14 protein-coding genes are annotated in these 13117 nt (G+C 70.8%); 8 read left to right on the top strand and 6 right to left on the bottom strand.

The window, feature by feature from the left end; all coding sequences use genetic code 11:
* Positions 1-36 precede the first annotated feature (36 nt).
* Genes ABZU43_RS27210 through ABZU43_RS27200 form a run of 3 tightly spaced genes read left to right on the top strand, consistent with a single transcriptional unit; the run spans position 37 to position 3133 of the window.
* Positions 37-1323, top strand: a complete 1287-nt coding sequence (locus ABZU43_RS27210) for a sugar ABC transporter substrate-binding protein (RefSeq protein ID WP_355009290.1) — start codon at positions 37-39, stop codon at positions 1321-1323.
* A complete protein-coding gene (locus ABZU43_RS27205) occupies positions 1320-2306 on the top strand; it encodes a sugar ABC transporter permease (RefSeq protein WP_355009289.1) in 987 nt (328 codons plus the stop codon). The genes ABZU43_RS27210 and ABZU43_RS27205 overlap by 4 nt, the downstream gene beginning before the upstream one ends.
* Positions 2303-3133 carry a carbohydrate ABC transporter permease gene (locus ABZU43_RS27200; RefSeq protein WP_238678492.1) on the top strand — a complete coding sequence of 277 codons (831 nt, stop codon included), beginning with the start codon at positions 2303-2305 and terminating at the stop codon, positions 3131-3133. The genes ABZU43_RS27205 and ABZU43_RS27200 overlap by 4 nt, the downstream gene beginning before the upstream one ends.
* A gap of 17 nt (positions 3134-3150) precedes the next feature.
* Here the strand turns inward: ABZU43_RS27200 and ABZU43_RS27195 are convergent, their stop codons facing one another.
* Together ABZU43_RS27195 and ABZU43_RS27190 are read right to left on the bottom strand one after the other, a co-directional pair.
* Positions 3151-3465, bottom strand: coding sequence for a transcriptional regulator (locus ABZU43_RS27195; protein ID WP_355009288.1), 315 nt, complete (start codon positions 3463-3465; stop codon positions 3151-3153).
* A complete protein-coding gene (locus tag ABZU43_RS27190) occupies positions 3462-3941 on the bottom strand; it encodes a hypothetical protein (RefSeq protein WP_355009287.1) in 480 nt (159 codons plus the stop codon). Before ABZU43_RS27190 ends, ABZU43_RS27195 begins: the two co-directional genes overlap by 4 nt.
* A gap of 132 nt (positions 3942-4073) precedes the next feature.
* Here ABZU43_RS27190 and ABZU43_RS27185 point away from each other — a divergent pair, with 132 nt between their 5' ends.
* Complete coding sequence (locus tag ABZU43_RS27185) at positions 4074-4715, top strand: MOSC domain-containing protein (RefSeq protein WP_355009286.1); 642 nt, start codon at positions 4074-4076, stop codon at positions 4713-4715.
* Between the two features lie 103 nt (positions 4716-4818).
* Here the strand turns inward: ABZU43_RS27185 and ABZU43_RS27180 are convergent, their stop codons facing one another.
* On the bottom strand, positions 4819-5721 hold the full coding sequence (locus ABZU43_RS27180; protein WP_124820442.1) for a phytanoyl-CoA dioxygenase family protein: 903 nt from the start codon (positions 5719-5721) through the stop codon (positions 4819-4821).
* Between the two features lie 221 nt (positions 5722-5942).
* Entirely contained in the window at positions 5943-6803 is an 861-nt protein-coding gene (locus tag ABZU43_RS27175) for a hypothetical protein (RefSeq protein ID WP_355009285.1), read from the bottom strand.
* 312 nt (positions 6804-7115) lie between these two features.
* Here ABZU43_RS27175 and ABZU43_RS27170 point away from each other — a divergent pair, with 312 nt between their 5' ends.
* Positions 7116-7880, top strand: a complete 765-nt coding sequence (locus tag ABZU43_RS27170; RefSeq protein WP_355009284.1) for an SDR family NAD(P)-dependent oxidoreductase — start codon at positions 7116-7118, stop codon at positions 7878-7880.
* Positions 7881-7923: 43 nt separating this feature from the next.
* On the opposite strand, the gene ABZU43_RS27165 is transcribed toward ABZU43_RS27170, so the two are convergent.
* The gene (locus ABZU43_RS27165; RefSeq protein ID WP_355009283.1) at positions 7924-8712 is read right to left on the bottom strand and encodes an enoyl-CoA hydratase-related protein; all 789 of its coding nucleotides are present in this window, start codon (positions 8710-8712) and stop codon (positions 7924-7926) included.
* A gap of 19 nt (positions 8713-8731) precedes the next feature.
* On the opposite strand from ABZU43_RS27165, the gene hemW reads away from it, so the two are divergent.
* Entirely contained in the window at positions 8732-9955 is a 1224-nt protein-coding gene (gene hemW / locus ABZU43_RS27160) for a radical SAM family heme chaperone HemW (RefSeq protein ID WP_355009335.1), read from the top strand.
* Between the two features lie 66 nt (positions 9956-10021).
* Here hemW and ABZU43_RS27155 read toward each other — a convergent pair whose 3' ends face one another.
* Positions 10022-10648 carry a DUF4870 domain-containing protein gene (locus ABZU43_RS27155; protein WP_355009282.1) on the bottom strand — a complete coding sequence of 209 codons (627 nt, stop codon included), beginning with the start codon at positions 10646-10648 and terminating at the stop codon, positions 10022-10024.
* 225 nt (positions 10649-10873) lie between these two features.
* Here ABZU43_RS27155 and hrcA point away from each other — a divergent pair, with 225 nt between their 5' ends.
* Both hrcA and dnaJ read left to right on the top strand, forming a co-directional pair.
* On the top strand, positions 10874-11896 hold the full coding sequence (gene hrcA, locus ABZU43_RS27150; RefSeq protein WP_355009281.1) for a heat-inducible transcriptional repressor HrcA: 1023 nt from the start codon (positions 10874-10876) through the stop codon (positions 11894-11896).
* A gap of 75 nt (positions 11897-11971) precedes the next feature.
* A complete protein-coding gene (gene dnaJ / locus ABZU43_RS27145) occupies positions 11972-13117 on the top strand; it encodes a molecular chaperone DnaJ (protein ID WP_181518639.1) in 1146 nt (381 codons plus the stop codon).

Genomic DNA, 13117 nt, shown 5'->3' with positions numbered 1-13117 from the left:
AAGGTTAGTTCCAGGCGGCGCGAGGGGAGAAGTGGCGTGAACAGGTGGAAGCGGCTGGCCCCGGTCACCGCCATGGTGGCCTCGGCCGCGATGGTGCTGACCGGCTGTGGAGGGTCCGGCGACGACGCGGCCGACGACAGCAAGCTCACGGTCTGGATGATGGGTGAGGGCGGGGACGCGCAGAACTCCTTCCTCGACGGGGTCGAGGCCGAGTTCCGCCAGAAGCACCCCGACACCGATGTGGTCGTGCAGTACATCCCCTGGCTGGAGGCGCCCAAGAAGTTCCAGGCGGCGCTCGCCGGCGGTGAGGGGCCGGACATCACCGAGCTTGGCAACACCGAGACTCAGGGTTGGGCCGCCCAGGAGGCGCTCGCCGACGTTAGTGGTCGGATGGGCGGCTGGGCCGACGGCAAGGATCTGCTGCCCGACCTGGTGCGCAACGCTCAGCTCGACGGCAAGCAGTACGGCGTGCCCTGGTACGCGGGTGTGCGCGCGATCTACTACCGCACCGACTGGTTCGCCGAGGCCGGCGTGCAGCCGCCGAAGACCTGGGATGACCTGGTCACCGTTGCCAAGGCTGTGCAGGCGAAGAAGAAGGGCACCTACGGCATCGCCCTGCCCGGCAACTCCGAGCTGCCCTTCTACTCCTTCCTCTGGGGTGCCGGCGGCGAGATCGCCAGCAACCAGGGCGGCACCTGGAAGTCCGGTTACACCACGCCCGAGGCGCAGCGGGCCGTCAAGTTCTGGACCGATCTGGTGACTGTGCACAAGGTCGCCCCGCCGGCGGCGGCGGGTTGGAACGAGATCGACGCGCGTACCCAGTTCGCCACCGGCAAGGCCGCGATGGCCTTCGCCGGTAGCTGGCAGCAGGGCGCCATCAAGAAGGACAATCCCGAGATCGAGAAGGTCTGGGGTACGTTCCCGATCCCCGGCCCGGACGGCAAGGCGGCGCCCGGTTTCGCGGGCGGCTCGGACGTGGCGATCTGGAAGGACAGCGAGCGGCAGGACCTGGCCTGGGACTACCTGACCGTGCTGCTGAACAAGAAGAACGCGCAGAGCTTCGCGAGCAGCCTCGGCTTCTTCCCCGTCTACCAGGACCTGGTCTCCGGTGACGCGTACGCGAACGACAAGGTGATGGCGTCGTTCGCCGCCACCATGCAGAACACCAAGCTCACGCCGCTCACCCCGAAGTGGGTGGAGGTCAGCCGGACGAAGACGGTGACCCAGGCGATGAACAGCTCGGTCATGAAGGGTCAGAAGACGGTCGAGAAGGCTACCGCCGACGCGGCCGCCGAGATGGAAGGCATCTTGAACAGCAAGTGAGCCTACAGACCAAAAACCCGGAGACGTCCGCCGCGCGGGAGACCCCTGCGCGGCGGCGTCGCCGGGTGGACCGCCTGCCCTACCTGCTGCTCCTGCCCGCCCTGCTGATCATCGGAGTGCTGCTGCTCTGGCCGCTCGGCCAGGTGGTGGGGATGTCCTTCTACCGGTTGAACAGCGTCCGGCAACTGCGCGGCGATCGGGAGTGGCCGTGGGTGGGTTTCGGCAACTACGCCGACATCCTCTCCGACCCGTTCTTCCTGACCGTGCTGCGCAACACGGTCCTCTTCGCCGCGGCGAACGTGCTGCTCACCATGGTGCTCGGCACCCTGGTGGGGCTGCTGCTCAACCGGCTCGGTCGAAAGATGGCGACGTTCGTGGCCAGCTGCGTGATGCTCGCCTGGGCCACCCCGGCGCTGACCGGCACCATCGTCTGGAAATGGATCTTCGACGACACGAGCGGCCTGGTCACGTGGCTGTTCAACGCGTTGCCGGACGGGCTCTCGACCAGCCTGTTCGGGCGCAGCGACTGGACCGGTTACGGCTGGTTCAACTCGCCGCTGCTCTTCTTCGCCATCCTCACCCTGGTGGTGGTCTGGCACTCGTTCCCGTTCATCGCGGTGAGTGTGCTGGCCGGTCTCAAGAGCGTGCCGAGCGAGTTGCACGAGGCGGCCCGGGTGGACGGTGCCAGCCCGTGGCGGGTCTTCTGGAAGATCACGTTCCCGCTGCTGCGTCCGGTCTTCGGGATCCTGATCGTGCTCTCCACCATTTGGGACTTCAAGGTCTTCACCCAGCAGTTCGTGCTGGCCGGCGGCACCCAGGACCGGCCGACGTTCATGCTCGCCATCTACTCGTACGCCGAAGCCTTCTCCCCGCCGCCCAAGTACGGGCTCGGCGCTGCCATCGCGGTGATCCTCACGCTGATCCTGCTGGCGGTCACCGGCTTCTACGTACGGATGGTGCTCAGGCAGGAGGACGAGTCGTGAAGAAAATCGCCCTCAACGGCGCCGGGCTGCTGGTCGCGCTCTTCGCGGCGTTCCCGGTCTACTGGATGATCTCCACCTCGCTGAAGCCGAGCAACGAGATCTTCTCGGCCACCCCGCAGCCGGTGCCGACCCATCCGACGTTGGCGCACTACCGGGAGATCCTGACCGGCAACCTGATCCCCGGCGTCAGCTTTCTGGACTTCTTCCTCAACAGCGCGCTGGTCGCGGTCTCCACTGTGGTGCTCAGCGGCCTGGTGGCGTTGCTCGCCGCGACCGCTGTGGCCCGGTTCCGCTTCAAGCTGCGGACCAGCTTCCTGATCATGCTGCTGGTGGTGCAGATGATCCCGCTGGAGGCGTTGGTCATCCCGCTGTTCCTGATGATCCAGCGGCTCGGGCTCTACAACACCCTGCCCAGCCTGATCCTCACGTACCTCGGTTTCTCGCTGCCGTTCGCGGTCTGGATGCTGCGCGGCTTCGTCGCCGCGGTGCCGAAGGAACTGGAGGAGGCGGCGGCGATCGACGGGGCCAGCCGGGCTCAGATCTTCCGCCGGGTGCTCTTCCCGCTGGTCGCGCCCGGCCTCGTGGCGACCAGCATCTTCTCCTTCATCACCGCGTGGAACGAGCTGATCTTCGCGTTGACGTTCATCAACGACCAGGGCAGTTACACCCTGCCGGTGGCGATGACCTTCTTCTTCGGTCGGGACGACACCAACTGGGGGCCGGTGATGGCCGCGTCCACCCTGTTCACCCTGCCGGTCATCATCTTCTTCCTGCTGGTGCAGCGCCGGATGGTCTCCGGCCTGGTGGCCGGCGCCGTCAAGGGCTGAACCGCCGGGGGCGGTGGTCAGCCGCCGGGCAGGACGGTGAGCCCCGACCGGGCGACGATTTGCTGTAACGCCGCCACGTGCCCGTCGAACGCCGCCCGGCCGGCCCCGCTCAGGGTCACCGAGGTACGCGGGCGCTTGCCCACGAAACTCTTGCGGATCTCCACGTAGCCGGCCTGCTCCAGCGTGGTGAGCTGCTTGGACAGCGCCGAGTCGGAGAGCCCGAGATGCTCGCGCAGGTAGCGGAACTCCGCCCACTCGGTGGCCGCGAGCAGGCTCACCAGGGACAGCCGGGTCGGCGCGTGGATCAGCTCGTCGAACCGGGCGGTGCTCACCGGCCGCCGCCCAGCGGTCGGGTGGTCATCATCCGGCGAAGGTAGCGCATCAGCGGCTCCCCGGTGGCGGTCATCGCGCCGCCGGCGGTCGCCGTACCGACCGTCGCGGGCCAGCTCAGACCGGCCGCCTCGGCGGTGAACCCGGTGCCGACGCCGAGCGCGACCAGGGCGAGCGCGTAGACGGCGATGACGGCAACCCCCCGTACGCCGATGATGTGGGCGTGGACCTGGGCGCGGTGCCGCACGAGGAGCAGGCCCACGACGGCGGTCAGGCCGATCGCGTACGCCACCGACCCGACCGCGACCAGCCACGGTCGGCGACTTTCCACGGTGGCGGTGAAGGCCACCATGAGCCCGCCCACGGCGGGCCAGAACCAGGCCGGAACGAGGGCGGCCGTGACCGCTTGCTCGCGGCGGGCGTGGATCTCGGCGAGCGCGTTGGCGGCCGCCGCGGGTGTGATGCCAGGCTCGGTCATGGCTGCTCCTGAAGGGAAGGAAACAACTTTCCTGTCAGGCAAGTAAAGCAGTCACTTGCCACCCGGGCAAGTACTTTCCGCTGCGACCGTGAGGGCCCCTCCAGGCGGCGACGTGCGGTTAGGCTGGCCGTCATGACGGGCAGGGTGGCAGCGGTGAACCTCGGCGTGGTGACCGTGGCGGAGTGGGCCGGCGATGCGAGCGGTCGCAGCGGCATCGACAAGCGGCCGGTGGACGGCCCCGTGCCGATCCGCTTCGACGGGGTGGTCGGCGACTTCATCGGAGAGCGAGCCCATCACGGCGGCCCCGACCAGGCGGTCTACGCCTACGCGGAGGAGGACGCCGCATGGTGGGCGGCGGAGCTGGGCCGCGACGTCCGGCCGGGTGGCTTCGGGGAGAACCTGTCGACCTACGCGGTCGACGTGACCGGCGCGGTGATCGGTGAGCAGTGGCTGGTCGGTTCGGCCCTGCTCCAGGTCACCAAACCGCGTACGCCGTGCACCACCTTCGCCGGGTTCTGGGGCGTACCGGATCTGATCAAGCGGTTCACCGCCCGGGCGCTACCCGGCGCCTACCTGCGGGTGCTGCGCGAGGGGGAGGTCGGCCCGGGCGACCCGGTCGAGGTGGTGGAACGGCCGGCGCACGGTGTGACCATCGGCGAGGTGTTCCGGGCGACCAGCCTGGAGCCGGAGTTGCTGCCTCGGTTGCTCAAGGCGGAGGAGCTGCCGGAGTCGATCCGGGAGAAGGCCCGCCGCCGCCTCGCCGCCCGTGGCTGACTGGTCGGCGTAAGCCCACGCGGCCGGCGACCGCCGGCGTCGACATGCGGAACGGCCCCCCGTCATCGCTGAGCGTGACGGGGGGCCGTTCCACGAGCAGGGATCAGCGGAGCCAGGGGATGTTGCGGTCGAGCAGACCGCGCTCCTTGAGCTCCTTGCGCAGCGGGATCTCGTCGTCGACGTACCCGTCCCAGTTGATGCCCCAGTAGTTGGCGGTGTGGGTGCCCTCGCCGATCAGCTGGCGCTGCACCGGGGTGCGGTTGCGGTACCACTCGCCGTTCAGGTCGGGGTGCAGCTCGTCCAGCGGACGGATCCACCGGTAGGTGTAGCCGACGAAGAGCATCTTGCGGGTGATGGTCGACAGGTTCGTCGACCGCGAGTGCCACTGCCGGCGGTCGAAGATGAAGGCGTCGCCCGGGTTGGCGGTGATCTCCACCGTGCCCTCCGGGTCGGGGTTCTGCACGGTCAGGTCCGCCGGCCGGGGCAGCGAGTTCTTCAGGTGGCTACCCGGGATGACCTTGGTGGCGCCGCGGCCGGTCTCGGAGAGGTCCGACAGCACGTACGCGACCTTCAGCGAGAACATCGGGCGAGGCAGGTTCGGGTCCATCGTCTCCGGGTCGGAGTTCTGCCGGTACCCGTCCTGGTGCCAACCCCAGTACGGCTTCTCCGGCTCGGCGGCCGGCGGGGTGACGTCCAGGTGGTTGTGGTGGGTGTAGATGTTCCAGCCGGCCAGCCCCCACATGTACGGGAAGGCGATCGGGTGGGTCAGCAGCTCACCGAAGAGCTCGTCGCGCTCCAGGAAGCCCAGCAGGTGCAGGGTGCCGTCCTTCTTGGTGGTGCCCTTGGCCTGCTCCTCCGCGTAGACGCGGTCGACAGCCGCCTCCAGCGCCGCCCGGTGGTCCTCCGTCAGGACGTTGCGCAGCAGGAGGAAGCCCTGCTCGTGGAACTCCTTGCGGTCAGTGTCGCTGATCGGTTCGTAACCGGTCCGGTCGCCGTAATCGAACACCGCGTCGTACCCCTCCCCATGAGGTGAAACCTTTTCTGGCACAGGCCGCCGATCGTAACGCGGCGGTCCAGGCCTCGGGGAGGGCGTGGTGCGGGATTGGGCCAGGGCGGGACCCCATGCAGTGAGAGAAACGCACAGAGTGAGATCTGCGTGATCAATAGTGCGATTCAGTGGGCATTGCCCGATTGTGCGGTGACTGCCGGTTAAGAGATCCGGGTCGGTCAACCCTCGTTGAACACCTCGGCGACCACCTGGCCGGCGGGGTTCTGGCGGCCGTCCACCCGGCCCCACGAGCCGCCGCGGGCGGTCCACTCCAGGTCGCCGAAGCCGACCCGCTTCACGCCGTGGTCCTGGGCGTGCGAGACCAGCCAGTGCGCGTACCGCCAGCCGTCGCGCTGGTCGCCCGGAGTCACCGCCAACCCGGTCTGGTCGGTCGGGTCGGTGCCCTTGAGCCCCCAGTCCAGCACCAGGTTGCGGGTCAGTTGCGCGGCCGCGGCCGCACCGTGCATCGCCGGGGTGCGCCCCACGGTGCAGGCGACCGCGCCGCTGGCGTCGCCGAGCAGGGCCCGGCTGAGCACCTCGGAGTCGTCGGCCCACTTCTGGTACGCCTCGGGGAACGCCGAGCGCTGCACCCGCTGGGCGGCGTCGGTGACGCGCATCTTCTCCCAGCCGCGCACCTTCTTGAGAGCCGCGTAGAACCTGTTCGCCGCGTACCGCGGGTCGCGGATCTGCGCCGGGGTGCCCCAGCCCTGGCTCGGCCGCTGCTGGAACAGGCCGACCGAGTCGCGGTCGCCGTCGGCGAGGTTGCGCAGCCCGGACTCCTGGTACGCGGTGGCGAGCGCGACCACGACGGCCCGCTCGGGCATTCCGCGCTTCGCGCCGATCGCCGCGATGGTCGCCGCGTTGGCCATCTGGTCGGCGTCCAGCGCGACACGTCCGTCGGCCTGCACCGTGCACTTGCGTGCCACCAGCGGCAACCCGAGGTTGTCGCCGACCTGTCGTACGACGAGCCAGATCGCGATCACGGCGACGAGGATGAGCACCACTCCACCCGCCACGGTTGCCCGAGTTCGCACCCACACCCCCAGATCGACAGTCCGACAAGCGTACGTCCCCGCAGGCCCCTTCCGGGTCGTCCGAGCGGTTCGGGCCCGGCCTGGACGACTCCGACCGGTTCGGGGCGGGCTCCGCCGCCGCGTACCGGTTGGCGACGTTCCCGCTCCGGTCGCGATCTCACCTGCCACGCCCCTCCGACACGCAGGGCTGTCGTGCGCGTCACCGGGTACGCGATATCGGGAAGCGATTGAGCGGTCAAGGACTTAACTCGGTTGACATGTCAATCTGACCTACCGCCCCAAGCCGGGCGCGTTGGTCATTGAACGAGGAGGAGTTCCATGGGAACGCTTGATGGCAAGGTCGTGCTGATCACCGGCACCGGCGGGGGCCTGGGCCGCGTCGCGGCGCTGACCTTCGCCCGTGAGGGCGCGAAGGTCGTCGGGGCCGACCTCCAGGTCGCGGGTAACGACGAGACCGTCGAACTCGTCCGGCGCGCGGGCGGCGAGATGACCGGCATCGCGCCGGTCGACCTCACCGACCCCGAGCAGGTACGCAAGCTCGTCGACGACGCCGCGGCCGCCTACGGCGGGCTCGACGTGGTCTACAACAACGCCGCCGCGCTCCGCTTCGGCCCGATGCCCGACTTCTCCGTGGAGGACTGGCGCTACACCATCACCGGAGAACTCGACATTCCGTACTTCGTGTCGAAGTTCGCCTGGCCGCACCTGGTCCGACGCGGCGGCGGTGTCATCATCAGCGCCGCCTCCATGGCCGGAATGATCGGCGGCCACGTCCCGCCGATGGTCGGTCACACCGCCGCGAACGCCGGCATCATCGGCATGACGCGACAGCTCGCCCTCGAAGGTGCGCCCCACGGCATCCGCGCGGTGGCGGTCAGCCCCGGGCCCACCCTCACCCCGGCCAGCGAACGCGACCTCGGTGACAACCAGGAGGCGCGGGACGCCATCACGGCCAAGACGCTCCTCAAGCGCTTCGCGCGCCCCGAGGAGGTCGTCGAGCTGGTGGTCTTCCTCGCGTCCGACCGGGCGTCGTACATCACCGGGGCGAACTACCCGGTCGACGGCGGCGCGACCGCCTGGTGACCCGACCTTGGGGCGCCGCCGAACGACGGTGGCGCCCCGACCGTCAGTCGTCGAGAGCGGGAACCCAGCGCGCCGGTCGCTTCTCCCGGAAGGCCATGACCCCCTCGCGCCCCTCGTCGGAGAGGAAGTAGCCCGTCGAGACGGCGGAGAGTCGGGCCAGGTCGGCGCGCAACTCGGCGGTGCCCGGTCGACGCAGCAGCTCCTTCGCGCCGGCCAGCGCACCGGGGGCGCCGCGCACCAGCGAGTCGCAGTAGCCGCGTACCGCGTCGTCCAACCCGTCCGCCGGGACCGAGGCCGTCACCAGGCCGACCTCGGCGGCGCGGCGGCCGTCGAAGGTGTCCCCGGTCAGATACAGCTCGGCGGCGGCGCGGGGGTGCAGCCGGGGCAGCACGGTCGCCGAGATCACCGCCGGGATCACCCCGATGCGTACCTCGGTGAACGCGAAGGTCGCCTCGTCGGCGCAGACCGCCAGGTCGGCGGCGGCGATCAGGCCCAGCCCGCCGGCCCGCGCCGGCCCGCCGACCCGGGCCAGCACCGGCTTCGGGCACTCCCAGAGCGCCGCGAGCACGTCACCCAGCATCCCGGCCGGCACCGTCCCGCTGGCGTACGCCGCGGCGGTCTCCTTCAGGTCCGCGCCGGAGCAGAACACCGGGCCGGTGTGGTCGAGCACGATCACCCGCACCGCCTCGTCGGCGACCGCGTCCGCCAGCCCGGCCAGCAACTGGGTCATCAGGGCGGTGGAGAGGGCGTTGCGGTTGTGGGGGCTGTCGAGGGTGAGGGTGGTCACCCCACGGGCCGTGGCGACCCGCACGAGGACGTCGGGAGAGGTCATGCCGGGCACACTAGTGGCCATGCCCGGCGTCCTTCCAGATGGTGAGACCGTCCCCGTCGACGGATCGTTGCCCGCCACCGCCACCGCGGCGGTCGGCGCGCGCGGCTTCGGCGTGTACGTGCACGTGCCGTTCTGCGCCAGTCGCTGCGGATACTGCGACTTCAACACCTACACCGCGGCCGAACTGGGCGGCGGCGCGAGCCGCGAGGGGTACGCGGACACGGTGCTGGCCGAGCTGAGGCTCGCCGCCCGGGTGCTCGGCGACACTCCGCCGCCTCGGGTCGACACCGTCTTCGTCGGCGGCGGCACGCCGACCCTGCTCCCCGCCGACGACCTGGCCCGCATCCTCGACGGCATCGACAGCACGTGGGGGCTGGCCGCCGACGCCGAGGTGACCACCGAGGCCAACCCCGAGTCGGTCACCCCCGAATCGTTGAAGCTGCTGCGGTCCGCCGGCTACACCCGGATCTCGCTGGGCATGCAGTCCGCCTCCCCGGGGGTGCTGGCGATCCTGGACCGCAAACACAGCGCCGGTCGGGCCACCGCCGCCGCCCTGGAGGCGCGTGACGCCGGGTTCGAGCACGTCAACCTGGACCTGATCTACGGCACCCCGGGGGAGCGCTCCGAGGACTTCGCCGCCTCGCTGGAGCAGGTCGTCGCCGCCGGGGTGGACCACGTCAGCGCGTACGCCCTGATCGTCGAGGACGGCACCCGGCTCGCCGCCCGGATGCGGCGCGGCGAGCTGGCGTACCCCAGTGACGACGTGGCCGCGGACCGCTACCTGGCCGCGGAGGCCGCGCTCGACGCGGCCGGGCTCTCCTGGTACGAGGTCTCCAACTGGGCCTGCACCGAGGAGGCCCGCTGCCGGCACAACCTGCTCTACTGGACCGGCGCGGACTGGTGGGGGCTGGGGCCGGGGGCGCACAGCCACGTCGGCGGGGTCCGCTGGTGGAACGTGAAGCACCCTTCGGCGTACGCCAAGCGGTTGGCCGCCGGGGAGTCTCCCGGCCTGGCCCGGGAGGTGCTCACCGTCGACGAGGCGCACATGGAGGACGTGATGCTCCGGCTGCGGTTGGCCAGCGGTCTCCCGCTGGCGGTGCTCGACGCGGCCGGCCGGGCCGGCGCCGAGCGGGCCCTGGCCGGCGGTCTGCTGGCAGCCGACGAGTACGCCGCCGGCCGGGCGGTGCTCACACTGCGCGGGCGGCTGCTCGCCGACGCGGTCGTCCGCGATCTGCTGCCCTGAGCGGCCCACCGCTCCCGGACCGGGACGGCGGTGAATCGGGCCGGCCGGGGGAGCGGCCGGCCCGGTTCACTTGATGAAGTTGGCAGTCATCGGGTAGCGGTACGGGGTGCCCTCGTTGGCCTTCATGCCGGCGATGATCCCGAACAGGATCTGGATCACCACGACGGCGACGCTGGGCAGGAAGAGCAGGCACCAGCTCACGAAGAGCAGCACGAACGCGATGATCGACCAGAGGATCTGGAAGTTCAGGGCGGCGAGGGCGTGCGCCCGGACGGTCGGCGACTGCTGGCCCCGGGCCAGGTAGGCGATCAGCGGGGCGACGAAGCCCAGCGGACCGAAACTGACCAGCGCGCCGAGCGCGCCGCCGAAGTGCGCGACCAGCGCCCAGGTCTTGTCCTCGTTGTTGGCGTAGCCGCCGCCGGGGCCGCCGTAGGCCCCACCGGCCGGGTAGCCGCCGGGCGGGGGATAGCCCCCGGGCGGGGGGTATCCGCCTGCCGGAGGGTAGCCGCCTGACGGCGGTTGGTCACCGGTGGGCGGCGGATAGCCGCCGGGCGGGGGATAGCCGGCCGGGCCGGGCGCCCCGGACAGTGGTGCGGTGGGCGGCTCGGCCGACGGGTACGGCCCGGGGGAGGTGGGCTCCGGCGGGTAGTTGCCGGGGTCGCCCGACCCGGGAGGGCGAGGAGGTTCAGTCATGGATGTCACGGTAGGTGCCGGTGGCAACGCCGCACCAGAGCGACTTCGCCTCGCTGTGCGGGCCGATCGGCCCAACAGGGTGGCGTGGGCCGCACCGAAGGGTGGCCGTTGATCATCGCGTCGGCGGGCCCGCCGACGTAGACTGGCACTCGTTACAGTCGAGTGCCAGGACGGCCCGGCCGGCCCAGAGCGCCGGCGGCCGACGTGCGACAGGAGGTGCGGAGGATGGGTCTCGACGACCGGAAACTCGCCGTGCTCCGCGCCATCGTCGAAGACTACGTCTCCACCCAGGAGCCGGTCGGCAGCAAGGCGCTGGTCGAGCGGCACCAGCTCGGGGTCTCCCCGGCCACGGTCCGCAACGACATGGCCGTGCTGGAGGAGGAGGGCTACATCCGGCAGCCGCACACCAGTGCCGGCCGGGTGCCCACCGACCGCGGCTACCGCCTCTTCGTCGACCGGTTGTCCCGGGTCAAACCGCTCAGCCCGGCCGAGCGCCGGGCCATCGAGCGCTTCCTGGTCGGCGCGGTCGACCTCGACGACGTGGTGCACCGCACGGTGCGGTTGCTCGCCCAGCTGACCCGACAGGTCGCCGTCGTGCAGTACCCGAGCCTGGCCCGCTCCTCGGTGCGTCACCTGGAGCTGGTGCCGATCTCCACCACCCGGTTGATGCTCGTCATGATCGCCGACACCGGGCGGGTGGAGCAGCGACTCGTGGAGCTGCCCGGCCCGGTACCCGCCGACGACGTCACCGACCTGCGCCGACTGATCAACGAGAAGCTCGCCAACGCCCGGCTGTCCGAGACGCCCCCGCTGGTGCAGGCGCTGGTCGAGGAAGCGCCGCCCGGCCTGCGTCCGACCATGACCACGCTCGCCACCGTCCTGCTGGAGACGCTCGTCGAGCGGCACGAGGAGCGGATCGCCCTCGCCGGCACCGCGAACCTCACCCGGGGCGGCCTGCTCGACTTCCAGGGCTCCCTGCGGCCGATCCTCGAAGCTCTGGAGGAGGAGGTCGTGCTGCTCAAGCTCATCGGTGAGACCGAGCCGAGCACGACCCGGGTGCTGATCGGCGACGAGAACGAGTTCGACAACCTGCGAGCCGCCTCGGTGGTCAGCACCGGGTACGGCCCGGGCACCACCATCCTGGGCGGCCTGGGGGTGCTGGGGCCCACCCGGATGGACTACCCCGGCAACATCGCCACGGTCCGCGCCGTGGCACGCTACGTGGGCGAGTTGCTGGCCCAGAACTGATTGGTCAGGGCCGATGCGGCCGGCTGCGGCCGCCGACCGGCGCAACGCGAGACGAACATGAGGACACGGAACGCAGTGGCCAGGGACTACTACGGCATTCTCGGTGTGAGCCGGGAAGCCTCCGATGACGAGATCAAGCGCGCCTACCGCAAGCTGGCGCGCCAGTTCCACCCGGACGTCAATCCGGACCCGGAGGCTCAGGAGAAGTTCAAGGACATCAACGCCGCGTACGAGGTCCTCTCGGACGACCGTAAGCGGCAGATCGTCGACCTGGGTGGTGACCCGCTCGCCCCTGGTGGCGGCGGCGCCGGCGGCCCGGGTGGCCCCGGAGGCGCCGGCCCGTTCGTCGGTTTCCAGGACATCATGGACGCGTTCTTCGGCGGTGCCGGAGGTGGCGCCCGTGGCCCCCGGCCGCGTACCCGCCCTGGGGCCGACGCGATCCTGCGGCTCGAACTCGACCTGCACGAGACGGCCTTCGGCGTGGAAGCCCCGATCACCGTCGACACCGCGGTGCTCTGCACCACCTGCTCCGGCGCCGGCACGGCCGCCGGCACGCACCTGGCGACCTGCGAGGCGTGTGGTGGTCGGGGCGAGGTGCAGTCGGTGCAGCGCACCTTCCTCGGCCAGGTGGTCTCCGCCCGGCCGTGCACGGTGTGCCAGGGCTACGGCACCACCATCCCGCACCCCTGCCCCACCTGCGCCGGCGACGGCCGGGTGCGGACCCGCCGTTCGCTGACCGTCAAGATCCCGGCCGGTGTCGAGGACGGCATGCGGATCCGGCTGGCCCAGCAGGGCGAGGTGGGCCCCGGCGGCGGCACCGCCGGCGACCTCTACGTGGAGATCCACGAGCGCCCGCACGACGTGTACTCCCGCAAGGGCGACGACCTGCACTGCCGGGTCACGGTGCCGATGACGGCGGCCGCGTTGGGCACCCGGCTGACCATCAAGACGCTGGACAGCGAGGAGACCGTCGACGTCAAGGCCGGCACCCAGCCGGCCAGCACGCTGCGACTGCGCGCCCGGGGCGTGCCGCACCTGCGCGGCACCGGCCGGGGCGACCTCTACGTCCACCTGGACGTGCGGACGCCGACCAAGCTCGACCCGGACCAGGAGAAGATGCTGCGCGACTTCGCCAAGACCCGTGGTGAGGAGGTCGCCGAGTTATCCAAGCAGGGCGGCTTCTTCTCCCGGATGCGCGACGCGTTCAACGGGCACGCCTGA

Origin of the sequence: Micromonospora sp. NPDC005205 (assembly GCF_040608275.1) — a bacterium.
In the GTDB taxonomy this organism is placed as follows: Bacteria; Actinomycetota; Actinomycetes; order Mycobacteriales; family Micromonosporaceae; genus Micromonospora.
The sequence above is the reverse complement of the archived record's forward strand: the minus strand, read 5'-3'. Positions and strand labels throughout refer to the sequence as shown.